This is a genomic window from Dongia sp. (assembly GCF_041906375.1).
Taxonomy (GTDB): domain Bacteria; phylum Pseudomonadota; class Alphaproteobacteria; order Dongiales; family Dongiaceae; genus Dongia.
Map to the genome: position 1 here is coordinate 824,665 of NZ_JAYRJJ010000001.1, position 20,476 is coordinate 845,140.

Genomic DNA, 20,476 nt, shown 5'->3' on the forward strand with positions numbered 1-20,476 from the left:
CCTTCCCTGTTGCCCGCCGAACCTATGGCTCGGCATGGCATTGCTTGAGCCTACCGCTCACTTTATCCGGATCCCGGCCGGAGCGGTGAGAGCCCGGGCCCGGTAGCTGAAACAATGACGGCCGCACGTGGCGGCCGTCCAAACACATTCGTGTTAGTAAGCGTCGAGAGCGCGGCAGTCCTCCGGCTTCCAGCCGACCCGCACCTTCTGGCCCGGACTGAGGCTTGGAACCCCTTCGGCGTTCGCAACCTTGATAATGAAGTTGGAATTGCCGAGGACCGAGACGCGGCAGCGCGTGTGGTCGCCCAGATAGATCAATTCCTGAACCTCGGCATCGAACAGGTTGGCATACGAGCCGGCTTCCGGGTTGATGCGGATCCGCTCTGGCCGCAAGGACAAGGTTGTCGGGCTGCCGACACTTTGAACGCTGATCGGCATCGCGTTGACCGTGCCGAAATTGGCGATCTCGACGCCGCAGGACTTGCCGTTCAAGGAGGCGATCTTGCCGCTTAAGCGGTTGTTCTCGCCGATGAACTGCGCCACGAAGGAATTTTCCGGGCGTTCGTAGAGATCGCTTGGCTTGGCCAATTGCTGGATGATGCCGTCATTGAAGACGGCCACCCGGTCGGACATGGTCAACGCTTCCGATTGATCATGCGTGACGTAGACGACCGTGACGCCCAGGCGCTCGTGGATGTGCTTGATCTCGATCTGCATATGCTCGCGCAGCTGCTTGTCGAGTGCGCCCAGCGGCTCGTCCATCAAGACCAGCTTGGGGTCGAAAACGAGGGCACGGGCAAGGGCGACGCGCTGCTGCTGGCCGCCCGAAAGCTGGGCGGGCCGACGTTTACTCATCTGCGGCAGCTGCACCATTTCGAGCGCGCGCTGCACCTTCTTGGCGATCTCGTCCTTGGCAACCTTGCGGACCTGCAGCGGAAAGGCGAGGTTTTCTTCGACCGTCATATGCGGAAACAGGGCATAGTTCTGGAACACCATGCCGATGTTGCGCTTATGCGGCGCCATATTGTTGATCTCGACACCGCCCATGGTAATGCGCCCATGGGTCGGTACCTCGAACCCGGCCAGCATCATCAAGGTGGTCGTCTTGCCGGAGCCGGACGGCCCCAGGAGAGTCAGAAATTCACCCTGCTCAATCGTCAGATTGAGATTTTTGACGACGAGGGTCTCGCCGTCATAGGTTTTCTGAACATCGGTGAATGTGACAAACGGATCGTTGGTCGTTCCCATCGTCCCTTAGCCTAGCCCCCTATGCGTAACCCTGACAGGTCACTACATCCTGCTTTTTTATCCGCCGACGCCATCCCTATGTACGTCTGCGGTAGCGGCTTTTTTTCCGCCATTCGCGTTTAAAGCAACCGAGCTTAGCGAGTCAAATGTAAAACACTGATTGTCACATATCAGTGGGTAACTATGGCCTTGAGACAACCTCAGGCGGCAAGCGGCAAGAATAGTTCGCGCCAGACGTCCTTTAGTGCCGCAACAAGCGCCAGCATCAAGGTCTCGTCATGATAGGGCGTCGGGGTGAAGCGCAGGCGCTCGGTGCCGCGCGGCACGGTCGGAAAGTTGATCGGTTGGACATATATTTTGTGCCGCGTCAGCAGGAGCCGTGCCGCATCCCGACAGCTATCGGCATTGCCGATCATCAAGGGGACGATATGGCTCTCGCTCGGCAGAACCGGCAGGCCCGCAGCCGCCAGTAGCTCCTTCAGGCGTGCGGCATTGGCCTGATGGCGCGCGCGCAGTTCCTGGGCGACGATGAGGCGCTTCAGGCTGGCGCGGGCGCCGGCGGCGATGACCGGCGGCAAGGCCGTCGTAAAGATGAAGCCGGGAGCGAAGCTGCGCACGAAATCGACCAGCAGCGCGGAGCCGGCGATATAGCCGCCCATCAAGCCAAAGGCCTTGCCGAGCGTTCCTTGAATGACATCGAGCCGATGCGACAGGCCTTCGCGCGCGGCCACGCCGGCGCCGGTCGCACCATAGAGGCCTACGGCGTGAACTTCGTCGAGATAGGTGAGGGCGCCGAACGCCGCCGCGGCTTCGCAGATCGCTGAAATGGGGGCGATATCCCCATCCATCGAATAGACACTCTCGAAGGCGATCAATTTCGGCCTATCGACAGGCGCCGCCGCCAGCAACTCGCGCAGGTGCGCGACGTCATTGTGGCGGAAGACATGATATTCGGCGCGGCTGTTGCGGATGCCGGCGATCATCGAGGCGTGGTTGGCGGCGTCGGAGAAGACGATGCAGCCCGGTAGCTGCCGCGCAAGGACGCTGAGTGCGGCCTCATTGGCGACGAAGCCGGAGGTGAAGGTGAGGGCTGCTTCCTTCTCATGCCAAGCCGCCAACTCATGCTCAAGCGCGACGAGTTCATGGCTGTTGCCGGAGATATTGCGGGTGCCGCCCGCACCGGCGCCGGTGCGGGCAATGACATCCTGCATGGCGGCCATGACCGACTGATCCTGCCCTTGACCCAGATAGTCGTTGCTGCACCAGATGGTCACCTCGGTCGGGGCGCCGTCCGGTGTCTCGCGATAGAGTGCCTGGGGGAAGCGGCCAGCGATCCGTTCGATATCGGCAAACACCCGATAGCGGCCCTCGCTTTTCAGCGCATCGAGCCGGGCAGCAAAGATCGCGGCAAAATCAGTCGTCACGTCAACATTCTCCCTTACGCAACATGACCTTCGCGCTTGAGCCAATCATGCGTGTCCTTGAGGGCACGGCCAAAGCGCCCGAACATGTCGGTGAGCTGTGCCTCGGTCGAAACCATCGGCGGGCAGAAGCAGAGCGAATCTATCACCGGCCGCACGATGAGGCCGTGCTCATGCGCGAACTTAACCAGCGTCGGACCGACAGCGAGTTTTGGGTCGAAGCTGGCATGGGTCTTCTTGTCCTTGACCAGCTCGATGGCGCCGACCAGGCCGACCTTGCGCACCTCGCCGACCAGAGGGTGATCGGAAAAGGCGTCCATTTCGCGCGCAAAATGCGGCGCAATCGATCGAACATGGTCGACGATGCGCAGGTCCTCATAGATCTTCAGTGTTTCCAGGGCGACGGCCGAGGCGACCGGATGGCCGGAATAGGTCAGGCCATGGGCAAAGCCGCCATGTTTGTTGGAATTGTCGCGCAGCGCCTCGAAGACGCGCTGGTTGATGAGGATCGCTGCGATGGGCAATTGCCCGGCTGAAAGCTGCTTGGCCGTGGTGATGATGTCCGGCTGCAGGCCGAAAGTCTGCGTGCCCCACCAATTGCCGGTCCGGCCGAAACCGCAGATAACCTCGTCGGCGACCAGCAGCACGTCATACTTCTTGAGAATGGCTGTGATCTTCTCCCAATAGGTTTTAGCCGGGATGACCACGCCGCCGGCGCCCTGCACCGGTTCGGCAAAGAAGGCAGCGATCGTCTCCGGCCCTTCGGCCAGGATCAAACGTTCCAGATTGTCGGCACAGCGTGTGGCAAAAGCCTCCTCGCTCTCGCCTGCCTCGCCAAAGCGGTAGTAATGCGGGCAATCCGTGCGCAGGATTCCGGCGATGGGCAGGTCGAAATCATTGTGGAGTGCCGGAAGGCCGGTGAGCGAAGCCGCCGCCACGGTGACACCGTGATAGGCCTTCACACGAGCGATGATCTTCTTCTTCTGCGGCCGGCCGAGCGCGTTGTTGAGATACCAGATCATCTTGACCGCGGTATCGTTGGCTTCCGAGCCGGAATTGCAGAAATAGGCCTTCGACATCGGCACCGGGGCCAGTTGCACCAGCTTCTCGGCCAGTTCGACGACCGGCGCTGCCACCTTCTGGGTGAAGGTGTGGTAGAAGGGCAGGGTTTCCATCTGCTTCTTGGCTGCCTCGACCAGGCGCGGCTGCGGGCCGAAGCCAAGCGAGCAGCACCACAGGCCCGAAAGCCCGTCGAAATATTCCTTGCCTTCCTCCGTGTAGACGAAGGGGCCGTCGCCACGGACGACGACGAAGCCGCCCTCCTGCTCGTTCTTCAGCGCGTTGGTATAGCCATGGAAGTGATAGGCGCCGTCACGAGCGGCAAGCGAGTTCGGCCGTGCGGCCATGGTGCTGGCATTCATGGTGTTTCTGGTTCCCAAACATAAAAAGACCAGCCTTGGCCAAGCTTGGCGGCTGGTTCATTGACGCTTGTACCAATATCCTCTCTCATCAATCCTAAGTCAAAGGCCAGGCGTTGTGACAAGCATGGGTCACGCCGTCGCATGGTTTCGAAAATCATACTATTTTTAAGGGGTTAATTATGTCGCTGCGGATCTGCGTTGGGGGTGCCACGGGCTGGACGGGGAAGGCGCTGGTCGCCGGAATCAATGATGCCGCCGATCTCTCGCTGTCCGGTGCGGTGGCCCGCAAGGCCGCCGGGCAAGATGCCGGCACCGTGGCCGGCGTCGGCCATATGGGCGTGCTCGTTTCCGGCAGTGTCGAGGAAGCACTGAAGGCGGAGCCGACCGACGTCTATGTCGATTACACGCACCCATCCGCGGTGAAGGCCAATGTCTTGAAGGCCTTGGAGCTTGGCGTCCCGGTCGTGGTGGGCACGTCGGGACTGAGTGCGGCGGAGTATGACGAGATTGCCAAGGCAGCCGACAAACAGGGGCTGGGCGTGGTTGCAAGCGGCAATTTCTCCATTACCGCCAGCCTGCTCACGCGCTTCTCGCTGCTTGCCGCACAGCAGGTCGCCGACTACGAGATCATCGACTATGCCAAATCGACCAAGCCCGACGTCCCCTCCGGCACGGCGCGGGAGCTGGCCGAGCGCATGGGTGCCATTCAGAAAAGCGTCCCTGGCTATCCGATCAAGGACATTATCGGCCCACAGGAAGCGCGTGGTGCCGATGTCGGCGGCGGCCGGGTCCATGCGGTGCGCCTGCCGAGCTATGTGCTGGCGGTGGAAACCATTTTCGGCAAGGACGGCGAACGCCTGACCATTCGCCATGATGCCGGCACCTCGGCCGGACCCTATGTCGCCGGCACTCTTCTGGCCGCGCGCCGGGTCGTGGCCCTGAAGGGGCTCATCCGGGGCCTCGACAACCTGCTTTTCGGACCCATGCCGGCCTAACCCCCGATCTTCCTAATCCTCGGCAATCGGCTCGTAGAAGACGGCGGCAAATCCGGCGGCATCCCGGGCGGCGCGGTTGAATGGCGGCTTCAAGCGGCCGCGAAAATGCTTGCGGACGAGTTCCTGCCAGATCGAGGCGGGATCATGGCCCTGCTTGAGGGCGACGTGGTCAAACCAGCGCTTGCCAGCCGCCACATGGCCGATTTCGTCGCGATAGATGATTTCCAGCGCCGCAGCGGAGGCCTCGTCGCCGGACCGCCGCAGATCGGCCACGGTGGCAGGTGTGACGTCGAGGCCGCGCGCCTCAAGAACCAATGGCACGATCGCAAGCCGGGCGAGGAGATCGTGGGCTGTTTCCTCGGCCGCCTGCCATAGCCCGTCATGCGCAGGGAGGTCGCCATAGGCGGCGCCCATTTCTTTCAAGCGGTCCGCCAGCATGGAAAAATGCAGTGCCTCCTCGTCGCCTACGCGGACCCAATCGTCGAAGAAGGCGCGGGGCAGATCCTGGGTGCCGAAGCGGGCGATGAGATCCCAGGCGAGGTCGATGGCGTTGAGCTCGATATGGGCCAAAGCGTGCATCAGGGCGACGCGCTTTTCCAACGCGCCCCCGGCCTTGCGCTTGGGCATGTCGCCGGGGCGGCGAAGTTCCGGCCGGGCGGGGCGCGCCGGGCGCAGGGGTGGATTCCCCGGCTGGCCAAAAGAAACCTCGCCAGCGCGCCAGGCCGCCGCCAGCTTTCGTGCCGCCGCTGCCTTTGCATTGGCGTCCGCGGTGCCAAGAACGCGGATCGCTTCTTCGGCCAGATCCAGCATCAATCGAGCTGCTTGATGGCCTTGGCCACCTCTTCGACATGGCCGGGCACCTTCACCTTGCGCCAGACATTGCGGATGATACCCTTGCCGTCGATGAGGAAGGTGGCGCGCTCGATGCCCATATATTTCTTGCCATACATGTTCTTCTCGACCCAGACGCCATAACTTTCGGTCACCTTGCCGGTATCGTCCGAGCCCAGGGTGAAGTTGATGTCGTATTTCTTCTTGAACTTGTCGTGGCTTTCGACGGAATCGCGCGATACCCCGATCACGACAGCATCCAGCTTCTTGAAGGCCGGCAGCTTGTCACGGAAACCGCAGGCTTCGGCGGTGCAGCCGCTGGTATCGTCCTTGGGGTAGAAATAGAGCACGACATTCTTGCCCTTGAGCTCGCTCAGGGAAATCTTGCCGCCGCCATCGGTCTTCATGGAAAAGGCAGGCGCCTTGCTGCCGCTTTCGAGTGACATTCTGATCTCCTTCATTCGGTCGTCGGTTCAACCTCGAATATAGTCTCGAAGCAGGCGAAGACGACAGCTTCCTGCTCCATGACCAGCGCCTTGAGCGCGCTGAAATCCGGCTCCGCCGCGATTTGGGCGAGATGCTTCTTGGCTGGCGCGCCCAACTTCTCTTCTTCCAGCTTGCCGCCGACGATGAGGCGGATGATCTGCTGCAATCTGTGCCACAACCGCGCGGCGGCGATGAGCCGGTCGCCCGTCGTGGGATCGATCAGACCCAGAAGATGGGCGTGACCCAAAGCAATGACCGGATCGCCGGCAATGAGGTCGGGGAAATCCGCTGCGTGCTTGAGGATCAGATATTGCGAGATGAAATCGATATCGACCTGACCGCCGCGGACATGCTTCAGATCCCACAGATCGTCGGTACGGTATTGCTGTGCCATTCGACGGCGCATGTCGAGAATATCCGTGCGCAGCTTCTCGGGGTCGCGCTTCTGGCGAAGGACACGGCCCAGCATGGCGAGCGTATCGGCGCCGAGGCCGCTGTCGCCGGCAATCACACGGGCGCGGGTCAGCGCCATATGCTCCCAGGTCCAGGCTTCGGTCAGCTGATACTTCTCAAAGGGGCTGAGGCCACTGGCGATCGGACCCGAATTGCCGCTCGGCCGCAAACGCATATCGACCTCGAACAGGCGACCTTCCCCGGTCTGGGCGGTGATCGCGTTGATCAGGCGCTGGGCCAGCCGGGCGTAATATTGGATCGGCGCCAGCGGCTTGGGGCCGTCGGACAGCGTCGTGTCCCAATCCGGCACATCCGTCGGGACGTCGTAGATGAAGACGAGGTCGAGATCCGACGTGATGGTCATCTCGCGGCTACCGAGCTTGCCCAGCGCCAGAAAGACCATGCCGTGACCCGGCAGCTTGCCATGCTGCAACTCGAATTCCGCACTGACCCGCGGGAAAAGTGCCGATAGGGCGCAATCAGTCACATCGGAGAGCAGAGGGCCCGCGGCATCGCCGTCGAGCGCTCCGCGCAAAATGCGCACGCCGATTTGAAACTGCTGGTCCTTGGTCCAGCGCCGCAGCACGTCGAGCGCATCCTGGAAGTCGGTCGCCAATCCCAATTGGCGGTCGAGGTCGGCCGCCAACATGTCGCGATCGGCATTGGCATCGTAAAGGCCGGCCGCCAGTACACCGTCCAGCAAGGCCGGCCGGCGCGCCAATTGCTCGGCCAGCAGCGGCGCCATGCCCATCACTTCGGCGATGAGGTCTAGCAGTGCCGGGTTTGAATAGAGCAGGGCGAAAAATTGCACGCCGGCCGGCAGCGCGCGCAGGAAGTCGTCAAAGCGGCGGAAGGCCGTGTCGGGATCAGCCGTTTGCCCAAGCGTGGTCAGAAGGCGCGGCATCAACTCGGTCAGCAATTCGCGTGCCCGGGCACTCCGCGTGGCGCGATAGCGGCCATGATGCCAGGCGCGGATCTGGGCCGAAACGGCGCTGCCATTGGGGAAACCCATCCGTTCCAGCGTTTGCACGGTTTCCGGATCATCGTCCGTCCCGGTAAAGACCAGGCTGCCGGCGATGCCGGCTTCGGCAGCACCCAAGGTCGGCGCTTCCTCGAAGAGTTCGGCGTAGTGATCCTCGACGCGGCCGAGGTGATAGCGCAAGGTCGTTTCAAAGGCGCCGGTATCGGCGTGACCGCTGAAGATGGCGACGCGGTCGAGCGCCGGGCCATAATCGGGGAGGGTCTGTGTCTGCTGATCCTCGATCATCTGCAGGCGATGCTCGACCATGCGCAGATAGCGATAGGCGGCGATGAGCTCTTCTGCGACCTCGGGTTTGCACTTGCCGAGCCGAACCAAGGCGGGAATGGCGGCGCAGGTTGCCCGCTGCCGCAGGTCCATGACCCGCCCACCCCAGATCAATTGCTGTGTCTGGGCGAAAAATTCGATCTCGCGGATGCCGCCGCGTCCCAGTTTGATGTTGTGACCGGCAACCGCCACCTGCCGGTGCCCCTTGACGGCGTAGATCTGGCGTTTGATCGAATGGATGTCCTGGATGGCGGCGAAATCGAGATGCTTGCGCCAGATGAAGGGGCGAAGATTCTTAAGGAACATCTCGCCAGCCGCTTCGTCGCCGGCGACGACCCGCGCCTTGATCATGGCGGCGCGTTCCCAATTCTGCCCCATGCCTTCGTAATAGGTCTCGGCGGCGAGGGTCGAGATGACGAGCGGGGTCGAGGCCGGATCTGGCCGCAGCCGAAGATCGATCCGGAAAACATAGCCATCGGCCGTTGCATCCTGAAGAATTCTCACCAAATTCCGGGCCAGACGAACGAAGCATTCCTGCGCCGTCTTGCGGCCCTGGTAACGGACCTTGTCCCGCTCGAAGAGGAGGATGAGATCGATGTCGCTGGAATAGTTGAGTTCGCCGGCGCCGAGTTTGCCCAGACCCAGGACAATCAGGCCGCAATCCCGCTCCGGTTCGTCAGGAAAAGGTAAGGAAATGTCGCCGCCCGCGTGCAACTGGCGCAGAAGGTGCGAGATCGCCGCGTGCAGCGCCGCTTCGGCGAAGCGGCTTAGCGCCGCGGTGATCTTTTCCAGCGGCCAGAGACCGCCGATATCGGCCGTGGCGACGATCAGGGCTACCTGTCGCCGCGCGCGCCGCAAGGCTGCCATAAGACCCGCTTCGTCCAGATTTTCCAAAGCCTTGGGTGTGACGGCGGTCACGACATTGTTAAAGACAGAATCGATATCCTGCGTTAAAAGTTCAAGAAAAGCGTCGGTTTCTGCGAGCAGGCACCGGCTGAGAAAGGGAGAATTACCGAACAGCGCCTTGAGCAGCGCCTGTGCCGATGGTGTAGCGATTTTGGCCATGACGCCCGGCGGCAGGGTTTCCGATAGTTGCTCGAAGTGAAGTTCAACCTGCCGCGGGTCGCTCGGGCGCGGTAGTGAGGCGGGGTCGATGACGGCGATGTTGGCTGGTGACATTGTTTGGCTGTCGGCGGCGGGGAAACCGAGAGACTGCTGAAGCACAAGGTTCCGGTCAAGCCAATGGTTTCAGTTTGGCCGGTGGTTTTATTCTGGCCAGTGGTTTCGTTCTGGCCAATGGCTTCGTTCGGTCCAATATTGAGTTCGAGAAGGGAAACCCTTGGTATCGGCAGGTGTTGGGTCCGCGGGTACTCGTTTCTGGCTAAGCCGCTTGCTGATCGGAGCTGACCGCGCGTGATTCGTCGGACCACAATTATTACCCTGGAGGTCCTTGGCGCTGCCCTTGCCGGCGCTGCGATCATCCTGGCCTTTCTCACCTGGCGGCTGACCCAGGAAGGGCCGATCCATCTGCGCTTTCTGTCCTCCTATGTCGAGCAGGCGCTCATCCGCAGCGACCAGCCCTACCGTATCGGCATCGACGATACGGTGTTGACCTGGGCCGGATGGGACCGCGCGCTCGATGTGCGGGCGATCAATTTGCGCGTCCGCGATCTGGAGGGGCGTGAACTTGCCAACCTGCCTGAAGTCTCCATCACGTTCAGTGCGCGCGCGCTGTTCAAGGGGCTGGTGGCGCCGAGCAAGATTGAGATCATCGGCCCCAGGCTCACGCTCATTCGCAACAAGGACGGTTCCTTGGCCTTCGGTCCGGGCGGGGTGACCAGTGAACCGACCACCAAGGATACAGATGGCAGCTTCGAGGCCTTGATGCTGCTGGCCAGCGACATGCTGGAATCGCCGGACCGCAGCAAGCCGACCGGCTACCTGACCTCGGCCGCCATCCTGAATGGCAGCGTTCAGGTCATTGACTATGTGACCGGCCTGACCTGGCAGGCCGACAATTTCGGCGCCGAAGCGCGGCGCGAGGTGGGCGGGCTGGCCGGCGATCTCTTCGCGGCGCTCCCGCAGTTCGGCGACCCGGCCATCCTCAGTGCAAAGCTCGATTACCGTCGCGACACGCGCAAGCTCGCCGTCGACGCCTCGGTGGCGGCTCTGCAGCTCTCCTCGCTTGGCCTGATCGAGCCCGCCCTTTCCGATCTGTCGACCGCCGATCTCGCCGTCACGGCTAAGGTGCAGACCTCGATCGAGATTGCCAGCGAGCATCTGGGCGATATCGGCGAAGTGAATTTCGCCCTGGCGAGCGGGGCGGGCGCACTCGATCTCCCCAATGTCACCAAGCAACCGATTCCGGTGACCACTCTCAATGTTGAGGGACGATTGGATCGCGACAGCGACCTGATGTCGATTTCATCCTTCGACCTTGATATCGGCGGGCCGCGGATCACGGCAAAGGCCGACTGGCAGGGGGCATTCAGCGGCAAGGCCAAGGATGGCGGCGTGCCGCTGCTCGTGGCCAGCTTGAAGGTTACCAAGCTGCCGGCCGAGCTTCTTGACCCCTATTGGCCGGAAACGGTAGCGAGCGACACGCGCAATTGGGTCGTTCCCAACATCCCCCACGGTATGGTCGAGGAGGCCGGTGCCGATATCTCCCTGCGACTGCCGCCGGGAGAAGAGAAAATCAAGGTCGAGGCGGTCAAGGGCGTGCTCAAGACCAGCGATCTCACGGTCCACTATCTGCGGCCGATGCCGCCGATTACCAAGGGCGTGGCAACGGCGGAATTCGACGCCAAGACCTTCACGGCGAAGATCACGGGTGGCGAAGTCGGCAATATCAAGGTGACGAAAGGCGATCTCGTCATCACCGGCCTGGATGTCGAAGACCAGTTCATCAAGGTGGGCGGCGATGTCGCTGCGCCGATGAAGGATGCGTTGGAACTCCTTGACCATCCGCGCCTTGGCTATGCCAAGAAGCTCGGTATCGATCCGAAGACGGCCGGCGGGACGGCAACAGCCAACATCCTGTTCGATTTCCCTGCCGCGAAGAAGCTGACTTTCGCCGAGGTGAAGGTCAAGGTCGCGGCGGAGATGAATGACGTCAAGATAGCGAAGATCCGCTTTGACAAGGACGTGAGTCAGGGTGTGCTCAAGCTCAATCTTGACGAGAAGGGGATGAATATCTCCGGTCCGATCGTGTTCGCCGACATGCCGATCATTCTTGACTGGAGCCAGAGCTTCGCCGACGACGCCGCCTTCGACGAGAAGCTCCATGTCAATGGCGAGGCGAGTGCGGCCCAATTGGCATCCCTTGGTTTCGATTACCGGCCCTGGGTCGAAGGCACCTGTCAATGCGACGTGACCTACACCAAGCTGCCGGGTGGGCGCGCCACCTTGCAGGGAGCGTTCGATCTGACCAATGCGGTTCTCGATGTGCCGGCGGCCAAGTGGCACAAGGATGCGGCCGTGCCGGGTCGTGCCGAGCTGACGCTGGAAATGCGCAATGACAAGCCTGTTTCCATCCCGCAGTTCCGGGTGTCGGCGGGCGACCTGGTGACGGGCGGCGCCCTGCAATTCGCCGGCGATGGGACAATCTCAAGGGTAACATTGCCGGATGTGAAGATCGGCGCCTCGCACCTGACCGGTTTCGACGCCGAATTGAAGGAAGGCTGGACGCTGGTCACGGTGGCAGGTGGCACGCTCGATGCCGAACCCTGGCTCGGTGGCGACAAAACGGCCATGACCCCGGAGGAACTGGCGCGCGCCGGGCCCGAACAACAGCGCCCCTTTACGGTCAAAGGGCAGCTCTCTTATCTTCGCCTCAGCGAGGGGCGTGAACTGACCAACGCCACGGTCGAAGCGGTGCACGACCCCTATTGGTGGGATGTTATCTCCTTCCAGGCGACGCTGCCGAGCGGCCAGCCGATTACCTTCGATTATCGTCCGAGCCAGCCGGGGCAACACGCGCTCAATATCAGCACCAAGGACGGTGGTGGCGCCTTGCGAGTGCTCGATCTCTATGACTCGATCAAGGGCGGGACCTTGTCGATCACCGGGACCGTCAAGGACGACCAGCCCTGGCGGCCCCTGCGCGGCAAGATCGCGATGTCGTCCTTCCGCGTCATCAACACGCCTTTCGTCGCGCGCTTCCTGACCGTCGCGACCATCACCGGCGTGGTCGATGCCGTGACGGGCGAAGGTTTCCTGTTTGGTGGCGCCGAGGGGCGCTTCACCAAGACGCGCGGACTCATCGAGTTGAAGCGGTTCCGGAGCGCCGGCCCATCGGTCGGCATGACGGCGCAAGGGCAGATTGATCTCGACCGCAATCTGGTGAACGTCAAGGGGACGCTGGTGCCGGCCTACGCGATCAACAGCGTGCTGGGGAACATCCCGCTGATCGGCGCCATCATTCAGGGTGGCGAGGGGGAAGGGCTGTTTTCTGCGACTTATGCCGTCAACGGCAATCTCAATGAGCCGAAGATCGATGTCAATGAATGGTCGGCATTGGCCCCAGGTTTCATCCGGGACCTTTTCACCGATGACGGGACCGAGTTGCCGGACGAAGATGAAGGCGCGTCGCCGGCACCCAGTGGCGCGCAGGCACCCGGATCAAAATCACCACCCGAACCGCATCAGAGCAAATAGCAGGCGTTTGAGGCCGGAAGGAGATGGCTATGCGATATTTCCTGTCGATCGCGCTCCCTCTTTTCGTCACCGGTTGCGCCATGAAAGAGCCGGCGCCAATAGAACTACGCCTGCTGGCGTTCAACGATTTTCATGGCAACATACAGTCCGAGGATCCGACGCCGGGGCGCGTGCAGATCGTCAAGGATGGCAAGGCGGAAATGGTCGATGCCGGCGGCGCCGCCTATCTTGCGGCTCTGATTGCCGAGCAGCGCGCCGGTCACGACAACAATATGCTCATCAGTGCTGGCGACCTGACCGGCGCCAGCCCAATGCTATCGGCCCTGCTGCGCGACGAGCCGACTATTCAAATCATGAACCGGATCGGGCTCGATCTGAATACCGTCGGCAACCATGAATTCGATGCCGGCCGCCAAGAGATTCTGCGCAAAGCCGAGGGCGGCTGCAAAGAATCCGCGCCTTGCGCCGGGGCGGGATTTGAAGGAGCAGCTTTCGATTACCTGGCCGCCAACGTGATCGATACGGCGCGTGGCGAGCCACTTTTTGCGCCCTATGTGGTGAAGGAATTCGGCGGCATCGACGTAGCGTTCATCGGCATCGTCACCACGGAGACACCGCATATCGTTTCCAAGGATGGGATCGCCGGACTGACATTCCTGGATGAAGTTACAACTCTCAATCGCTATGCGGATCAGTTGTCCAAGCAGGGTGTCGAGGCGATCGTGGGCGTGCTCCATGAAGGTTCCAGCGCTACCCCGGATACGTCCGTCGACGGCGGCGCCTGCACTGGTCTTGAGGGCGCGCTCAACGACATCGTCGCCAAAGCCAGTCCGGCCATCGATCTCTTCATTTCAGGGCATACACATCAGAGCTATGCCTGCCGCCTCAATGGTCGGCTGGTGACTCAGGCCGGAAACTATGGCCGGATGCTGAGCGTCATCGATCTCACCCTGGATCCTGTGAGCGGCGATGTTGCCGATGCAACGGCCCGCAATCTCCCCGTGACGCGCGACCTCCCCGCCGATGCGGCCGTCGTCGGCGACCTTAGTCGCGCCGAAGCGGCAACGGCCCCGATCCGCAGCCAGGTGGTCACAACCGTGCCGGCCGCCCTATCGCGGCAACAGGATGCAGCAGGCGAATCCGTGCTTGGCGACGTGATCGCCGACGGGCAGCTGGCGGCAGCCCGGAATCTGGGCGCGGTTATCGCCCTCACCAATCCCGGCGGTATCCGACAGGATTTGCCAAGCGATCCCGGCAAGGGACTGGCCGTGACCTTGGGTGATCTGTTCGCCGTGCAACCCTTCAACAACAATCTCGTGGCGATGGATGTCACCGGCGCGCAGCTGAAGTTGCTTTTGGAGCAGCAATGGTTGGGGCAGCCGGAAGACCGTAAGCCACGCATGCTGCAGATCTCCGATGGGTTCACCTATTGCTATGACGACCGCCGCGCCGAGGGCGACAGAATCTTGGCGGGCACAATGCACCTCAACGGTGAAGTTATTGAAGGCGCGAGCATTTATCGGATTGTTGTCAACAACTTCCTGGCCGGAGGGGGTGATCGCTTTGAGGTTTTGAGGGAGGGCCGTCATTTGGTCCAGGGCGGCGGCGATCTCGAGGCGCTGCGCAACCATGTGACGACGGCCGGCAGGAACCTGACGGTGGCAACCATGGGTCGAATCTGTCGCCAGCGCTAGGTCTATTTTCACGACTTGTTAAGGCTTTCGGTAGAAATTCCCTGAAGTGAAGATTGTTTCAGGGGAGTAAAGCACCGTGTTTAGCAAAGGGCGTGCTGGCGGTTCGCTGGCCATTAAGATCCTGTTGCCCATCTTGGCAGCTCTGGTTGCCGGGCTGGCTCTGTCGACCTGGATGACCGTATCGAACAGCGGCGCGACGGTAGGCAAGCTCAGCAACGACCTGGGCGCTGAAGTGGCAAGCACTGCTGCCGACAAGGTTGAAAATGTGATATCGGGCGCGTTCGCCTCGGCGCGAGCGACGGCAGCAAACACGATCGGACAAATTCAAGGCAAGTCGGCCAGCCGTGCCAGCGTGCTTGCATCACTGCAGAAGTTGCTGGACGACAATCCGAACCTGTTGGCGACATGGGTTGCCTTCGAACCGAATGTGTTCGACGGCAAGGATGCCGACTTCGTCAATGCCGAGGGGCATGACGCGACCGGGCGCTTCATTCCCTACCTTGCGCGCGGTGCTGCGCTGACGCCACTCACGGATTACGAAAAGCCCGGTGCGGGCGACTATTATCTTCTGGCCCGCGACAGCGGCCAGGAGCAGTTTCTTGAACCCTATCCTTATGTCGTCAATGGCAAGGAAGTGCTGATCACCAGCGCTGCCGTCCCGATCATTGTCGACGGCAAGGTGATCGGCGTAGCCGGCATTGACCTGCTGCTCGAAGGTCTCAACGCCTTGCTCGGGGAAATTCGGCCCTTCGAAACTGGGTCCGTATCTCTCATTTCCAATGCCGGTCTGTGGGCGGCCTATAGCAATGCCGAAGCTCTCGGCAAACCGATCCAGGATACGTCGGCGGCATTGAATGATGCACTGCCGGCCATCAAAGCCGGCGAGAAGTTTGATCAGGTGGATTTTTCTGCGTCGCTGCAGACTGACGTGACGCGCATTTTCATGCCGGTGGCGACCGGACTCTCCTCCACCCGTTGGTCGGTGATGGTGAATCTGCCGCAGGACAAGATGCAGGCGCCGGTCGACAAGCTGACCCGAACGGTGCTGATCGTATCGGGCATCATTGTCGTGGCGCTCGCCATCATCATCGCTGTGCTTGTGCGCTATCTGGCGGCCAAGCCAATTCAGGCACTGACCGGCGCGGTCGAAGGCCTCGCTGGCGGCAACACGGCCCTCGATGTGCCGTTGACGAAGCGCCGGGACGAGTTGGGCGTGATGGCCCGGGCCATCGATTTCTTCAAGGAGAAGCTGATCGAAGTCGACCGTCTGCGCGACGAGCAGAAGGCATCGGAGGAGCGAGCTGCTGCGGATCGTCGCAAGGCCATGCTCGATCTTGCCGACAGCTTCGAGGCCGCGATCAAAGGCGTCGTCGAAGGTGTCTCGTCGGCGGCAACCGAACTGCAATCCAATGCGAGCTCGCTGTCGGGCACGGCGGAGGAAGCCACGCGCCAGTCGACGACCGTCGCTGCAGCGACCACCCAGGCATCTGCCAACGTCACAACCGTCGCGGCGGCGGCCGAGGAGCTTTCGTCGTCTATTACTGAGATCAGCCGGCAGGTGGCTGACAGCTCAAACGTCGCCCGCACCGCGGTTGACGAAGCGGCCAAGACGGGCGAGACGGTCGAAAGCCTGGCTCAGGCGGCCGAGCGCATTGGTGGCATTGTGCAATTGATCAACGATATTGCCAGCCAGACCAATCTGCTGGCGCTGAACGCCACGATCGAGGCAGCCCGTGCCGGTGAAGCGGGCAAGGGCTTCGCGGTCGTTGCCAGTGAGGTCAAGAACCTTGCCTCCCAAACAGCCAAGGCGACCGAGGATATCTCGGTCCAGATCGGCGGCATGCAGCAGGTGACGCGGAGTGCGGCCGAGGCGATGGGGCATATCCGGTCGACGATCGCCCGCATCAACGAGATCGCCTCGGGTATCGCCGCGGCAGTTGAGGAGCAATCGGCGGCGACGCAGGAAATCTCCAACAACGCGCAGCAGGCGGCATCGGGTGTCGACGAAGTCGCGCGCAATATTGGCGGCGTCAACCAGGCCGCCAATGAAGTGGGCGGGGCAGCCGGCGAGGTGCTGGGCGCTTCCTCCGAATTGTCGCGTCAGTCCGAATCTTTGCGTCGCGAAGTCGATTCCTTCATCGCCAAGATCCGCGCCGGCTGAGCGGACGTAGAGTAGAGGACAAAGAAAAAGGGCGGGACCGAGGTCCCGCCCTTTCTCCATTCGGTCGGAGGTAATCCCTTATTTGGCAGCCGCCACCGCGCGGCCGGCCATGACGCTCACCAGATGGGCGCGATACTCGGCCGATCCGTGGAGATCGCTGTTGAGGTGGCCAGCGGCGACCTTGGCGCCCTTGGCGGCATCGGCGCTGAAATTGGCGCCGAGGGCCGCTTCGATTTCCTTGGCCCGGAAGACACCTTCCTGGCCCGCACCGGTCACGGCGACGCGGACGCCGCCCTTGGTCTTGGCAACGAAGACGCCGACCAGGGCAAAGCGCGATGCTGGCTGCACAAACTTCTCGTAGCCGGCTTTTTCCGGCTTCGGGAAGTGGACCGCCGTGATGATCTCGCCGTCTTCAAGGGCGGTGGAGAACATGCCCTGGAAGTAGTCGTCGGCCTTGATCTCGCGCTTGTTGGTGCGGATCGTGGCGCCGAGCCCGAGCACGGCAGCCGGGTAGTCGGCTGCCGGGTCATTATTGGCAAGCGATCCGCCGAGCGTGCCGCGATGGCGCACCTGCCGGTCGCCGATATGGCTGGCAAGGTGGGCAAGGGCCGGAATGGCGCTTTGCACGACCGACGATGCTGCCACTTCGGCATGGGTCGTCATTGCGCCGATGGTGATGCCGTCACCTTCGGCCTTGATGCCTTTTAGATCGGCGATGGCGCCGAGATCGACCAGGTCGCTTGGCTCCGCCAGGCGTTGACGCAGGGTCGGCAGCAAGGTCTGGCCGCCGGCGATGATCTTGCCGTCACCGGCCGAGCCGAGCGCCTTAACGGCATCGGCGACGGAAGCGGGGCGATGGAATGCGAAATTATGCATGGACTCTCTCCCTTATTCCGCTGCTTTGGCTTTGCCGGCCGATTGGATCGCCTGCCACACCTTATGCGGTGTCGCCGGCATCGAGATGTCGGTAACGCCAACCGGTAGCAGCGCGTCGAGCACGGCATTGATGACCGCCGGCGGCGAGCCGATGGCACCCACTTCGCCGACGCCTTTCGATCCCAGCGGGTTATGCGTGCACATGGTGGCGTGGTTGGCGACGGTGATGCTGGGCACGTCGTCGGCACGCGGCATGGTGTAATCCATGTAGGAGCCGGTCAGAAGCTGGCCGGTTTCCTGGTCATATGCACAATTCTCCAGCAAGGCCTGACCGATCCCCTGGACGACGCCGCCATGCACCTGGCCTTCAACGATCATCGGGTTGATGACCCGGCCGATATCGTCGACCGCAGTGAAGTTCAGCACCTGGGTGACGCCGGTGTCGGGGTCGATTTCGACCTCGCAGATATGCGTACCGCCGGGATAGGTGAAGTTGAGCGGGTCGTAAAAGGCCGTTTCTTCGAGACCCGGTTCAAGTTCGGTGATCGGATAATTGTGTGGCACATAGGCCGTCAGCGCCACCTGGCCGAAGCTCACCTTCTTGTCGGTGCCCTTCACCGTGAACTCGCCGTTCTTGAAGTCGATGTCGGCAACCGAAGCCTCCATCAGATGGGCAGCGATACGCTTCGCCTTGGCGATGATCTTATCCATCGCCTTGACGATCGCGGAACCGCCGACGGCCAAGGAGCGCGAGCCATAGGTCCCCATGCCAAAGGGGATCTTATTGGTATCGCCATGGCTTACCTCGACGCTTTCGAACGGCACGCCGAGCGTATCCGAGACCAGCTGGGCAAAGGTCGTCTCATGACCCTGGCCGTGGCTGTGGGTACCGGTAAAGACGGTGACGGAACCGGTCGGATGGACGCGGACCTGACCGCATTCATAGAGACCGGCGCGGGCGCCCAAGGAACCGACGACAGCCGACGGTGCGATGCCGCAGGCTTCGATATAGGTTGAGATGCCGATGCCGCGCAGCTTGCCGCGCTTCTTGGCCTCGGCACGACGTGCTTCAAAGCCAGCCCAGTCGCCGAGCTTCAGCGCAATGTCGAGGGTCGAGTCATAGTCGCCGCTGTCATATTGCAGGGCGACCGGGGTCTGGTAGGGGAAGGCATTCTTGGGAATGAAGTTGCGGCGACGCAATTCGACCCGGTCGATGCCGGTTTCCCGCGCCGCCTTTTCGACCAGACGCTCGAGCAGATAGGTCGTCTCCGGCCGGCCGGCGCCGCGATAGGCATCGACGGCAACGGTGTTGGTGAAGACGGCCTTCACCTCGGCATAGATTGCCGGCGTGGTGTAAACGCCTGCCAGCAACGTCGCCGACAGATAGGTCGGCACGCAGGGCGCGAAGGTCGAAAGATAGGCGCCCATATTGGCCTTGGTGGCGACACGCAGGCCGATGAACTTGCCATCCTTGTCGAGCGCAAGCTCGGCATGGCTCGAATGATCGCGGCCTTGGGCGTCGGAAATGAAGGCTTCAGAACGGTCCGACGTCCATTTGATCGGACGGCGCACCTTCTCCGAGGCCCAGGTCACCAGGGCTTCCTCCGAATAATGGAAGATCTTGGAGCCGAAGCCGCCGCCAACATCCGGTGCCACGACGCGGAGCTTGTGTTCCGGAATCTGCAGCACGAAGGCGCCCATCAACAGGCGAATGACATGCGGGTTCTGGCTGGTGGTGTAGAGCGTGTATTCGCCGGTCGCCCGGTCATAATCGCCGACCGCAGCGCGCGGCTCCATGGCATTGGGTGCCAGGCGCTGGTTGATGAGGTCGAGCTTGGTGACGTGATGCGCCTTGGCAAAGGCTGCATCGACTGCGGCCTTGTCGCCAATGTGCCAGTCGAAGCAGGTATTGTTCTTGGCATCCGGCCAGACCTGGGCGGCACCCGGCTTGTCGGCATCGGCGGTGGAGACGATGGCCTTCAGTTCCTTGTAGGTGACGTCGATCGCTTCGGCGGCATCGCGCGCCTGGGCAAGGCTTTCAGCGATAACCAGTGCCACTTGGTCGCCGACATGGCGAACACGGTCCTTGCACAGCGGGAAATGCGGCGGCTCGATCATCGGGCTGCCGTCCTTGCTGTGAATCTGCCAGCCGCAGGGAACGCCGCCCTTGTCATAATCGGCGCCCGTGAAGACGGCGACCACACCAGGCATGCCCTTGGCCTTGGCCGTGTCGATCTTGACGATCTCGGCATGGGCATGGGGCGAACGCAAAATATAGGCGTAGGTCTGGCCCGGGCGGTTGATGTCGTCGGTATAGGTGCCGCGGCCGGTGAGGAAGCGGAAGTCTTCCTTGCGCTTGGGCGAAGCGCCGATGCCGGTTGCCGGTGCTGAGTCAGCCATGGCTTACCTCCCTTTCCCGGATTGCATCGCGTCAGCGCCGGCTTTCACCGCCTTGACGATGTTGTGGTAGCCGGTGCAGCGACAGATATTGCCTTCGAGACCGGCGCGGATTTCGCTTTCGCTGAGAGCCGGCTTGCCCTGCACCAGGTCGATGGCGCTCATCACCATGCCGGGGGTACAGAAGCCGCATTGCAGCCCGTGATTGTCGCGGAAGGCTTCCTGCATCGGATGCAGCGTGTCGCCGGTAGCGAGGCCTTCGATTGTCGTGACCTGCGCGCCATCCAATTGGACCGCCAGCACATTGCAGGATTTAACCGCCTTGCCATTCACGTGCACGGTGCAGGCGCCGCATTGCGCCGTGTCGCAGCCGACATGGGTGCCGGTGAGGGCCAAGGTGTCGCGTAGGAAATGAACGAGCAATGTCCGCGCTTCGACATCCGCCGAAACAGCCTTGCCGTTCACCGTCATCTTAACGGTGGGCATAACGATCCTCCCTGAGTTGCCGTGGCTTGCCGCCACTAGCTGCCT

13 protein-coding genes are annotated in these 20,476 nt (G+C 62.0%); 4 read left to right on the forward strand and 9 right to left on the reverse strand.

The window, feature by feature from the left end:
• Positions 1-153: 153 nt before the first annotated feature.
• The 3 genes from ACE3OA_RS03760 to ACE3OA_RS03770 form a co-directional block, all read right to left on the reverse strand.
• Complete coding sequence (locus ACE3OA_RS03760) at positions 154-1,248, reverse strand: ABC transporter ATP-binding protein (protein ID WP_374308036.1); 1,095 nt, start codon at positions 1,246-1,248, stop codon at positions 154-156.
• 200 nt (positions 1,249-1,448) lie between these two features.
• Entirely contained in the window at positions 1,449-2,672 is a 1,224-nt protein-coding gene (gene hemA / locus ACE3OA_RS03765; protein ID WP_374308039.1) for a 5-aminolevulinate synthase, read from the reverse strand.
• Positions 2,673-2,686: 14 nt separating this feature from the next.
• Complete coding sequence (locus ACE3OA_RS03770; RefSeq protein ID WP_374308041.1) at positions 2,687-4,090, reverse strand: aspartate aminotransferase family protein; 1,404 nt, start codon at positions 4,088-4,090, stop codon at positions 2,687-2,689.
• 179 nt (positions 4,091-4,269) lie between these two features.
• Between ACE3OA_RS03770 and dapB the strand changes: the two genes are divergently transcribed.
• On the forward strand, positions 4,270-5,085 hold the full coding sequence (gene dapB, locus ACE3OA_RS03775) for a 4-hydroxy-tetrahydrodipicolinate reductase (RefSeq protein WP_374308043.1): 816 nt from the start codon (positions 4,270-4,272) through the stop codon (positions 5,083-5,085).
• A gap of 12 nt (positions 5,086-5,097) precedes the next feature.
• Here the strand turns inward: dapB and ACE3OA_RS03780 are convergent, their stop codons facing one another.
• From ACE3OA_RS03780 to ACE3OA_RS03790, 3 genes are read right to left on the reverse strand one after another with little or no spacing between them, the layout of a single operon-like run.
• Positions 5,098-5,895 carry a ferritin-like domain-containing protein gene (locus tag ACE3OA_RS03780; protein ID WP_374308045.1) on the reverse strand — a complete coding sequence of 266 codons (798 nt, stop codon included), beginning with the start codon at positions 5,893-5,895 and terminating at the stop codon, positions 5,098-5,100.
• Positions 5,895-6,362, reverse strand: coding sequence for a thioredoxin-dependent thiol peroxidase (gene bcp, locus ACE3OA_RS03785; protein ID WP_374308047.1), 468 nt, complete (start codon positions 6,360-6,362; stop codon positions 5,895-5,897). The genes ACE3OA_RS03780 and bcp overlap by 1 nt, the downstream gene beginning before the upstream one ends.
• 11 nt (positions 6,363-6,373) lie before the next feature.
• Positions 6,374-9,340, reverse strand: a complete 2,967-nt coding sequence (locus ACE3OA_RS03790) for a bifunctional [glutamine synthetase] adenylyltransferase/[glutamine synthetase]-adenylyl-L-tyrosine phosphorylase (protein ID WP_374308050.1) — start codon at positions 9,338-9,340, stop codon at positions 6,374-6,376.
• Between the two features lie 234 nt (positions 9,341-9,574).
• On the opposite strand from ACE3OA_RS03790, the gene ACE3OA_RS03795 reads away from it, so the two are divergent.
• From ACE3OA_RS03795 to ACE3OA_RS03805, 3 genes are all read left to right on the forward strand, one after another.
• Positions 9,575-12,817 (forward strand): AsmA-like C-terminal domain-containing protein, encoded by a 3,243-nt coding sequence (locus ACE3OA_RS03795; RefSeq protein WP_374308052.1) that lies wholly within the window; start codon positions 9,575-9,577, stop codon positions 12,815-12,817.
• Positions 12,818-12,846: 29 nt separating this feature from the next.
• The gene (locus tag ACE3OA_RS03800) at positions 12,847-14,511 is read left to right on the forward strand and encodes a bifunctional UDP-sugar hydrolase/5'-nucleotidase (RefSeq protein WP_374308054.1); all 1,665 of its coding nucleotides are present in this window, start codon (positions 12,847-12,849) and stop codon (positions 14,509-14,511) included.
• Between the two features lie 76 nt (positions 14,512-14,587).
• Positions 14,588-16,672: a methyl-accepting chemotaxis protein gene (locus ACE3OA_RS03805; protein WP_374308056.1), complete on the forward strand. Its 2,085-nt coding sequence runs from the start codon at positions 14,588-14,590 to the stop codon at positions 16,670-16,672.
• Between the two features lie 78 nt (positions 16,673-16,750).
• On the opposite strand, the gene ACE3OA_RS03810 is transcribed toward ACE3OA_RS03805, so the two are convergent.
• The 3 genes from ACE3OA_RS03810 to ACE3OA_RS03820 are packed head-to-tail and all read right to left on the reverse strand — an operon-like array spanning position 16,751 to position 20,431.
• Positions 16,751-17,548 (reverse strand): xanthine dehydrogenase family protein subunit M, encoded by a 798-nt coding sequence (locus ACE3OA_RS03810; RefSeq protein WP_374308059.1) that lies wholly within the window; start codon positions 17,546-17,548, stop codon positions 16,751-16,753.
• 12 nt (positions 17,549-17,560) lie between these two features.
• A complete protein-coding gene (locus ACE3OA_RS03815; protein ID WP_374308061.1) occupies positions 17,561-19,948 on the reverse strand; it encodes a xanthine dehydrogenase family protein molybdopterin-binding subunit in 2,388 nt (795 codons plus the stop codon).
• Between the two features lie 3 nt (positions 19,949-19,951).
• Positions 19,952-20,431: a (2Fe-2S)-binding protein gene (locus ACE3OA_RS03820; protein ID WP_374308063.1), complete on the reverse strand. Its 480-nt coding sequence runs from the start codon at positions 20,429-20,431 to the stop codon at positions 19,952-19,954.
• Positions 20,432-20,476 lie beyond the last annotated feature (45 nt).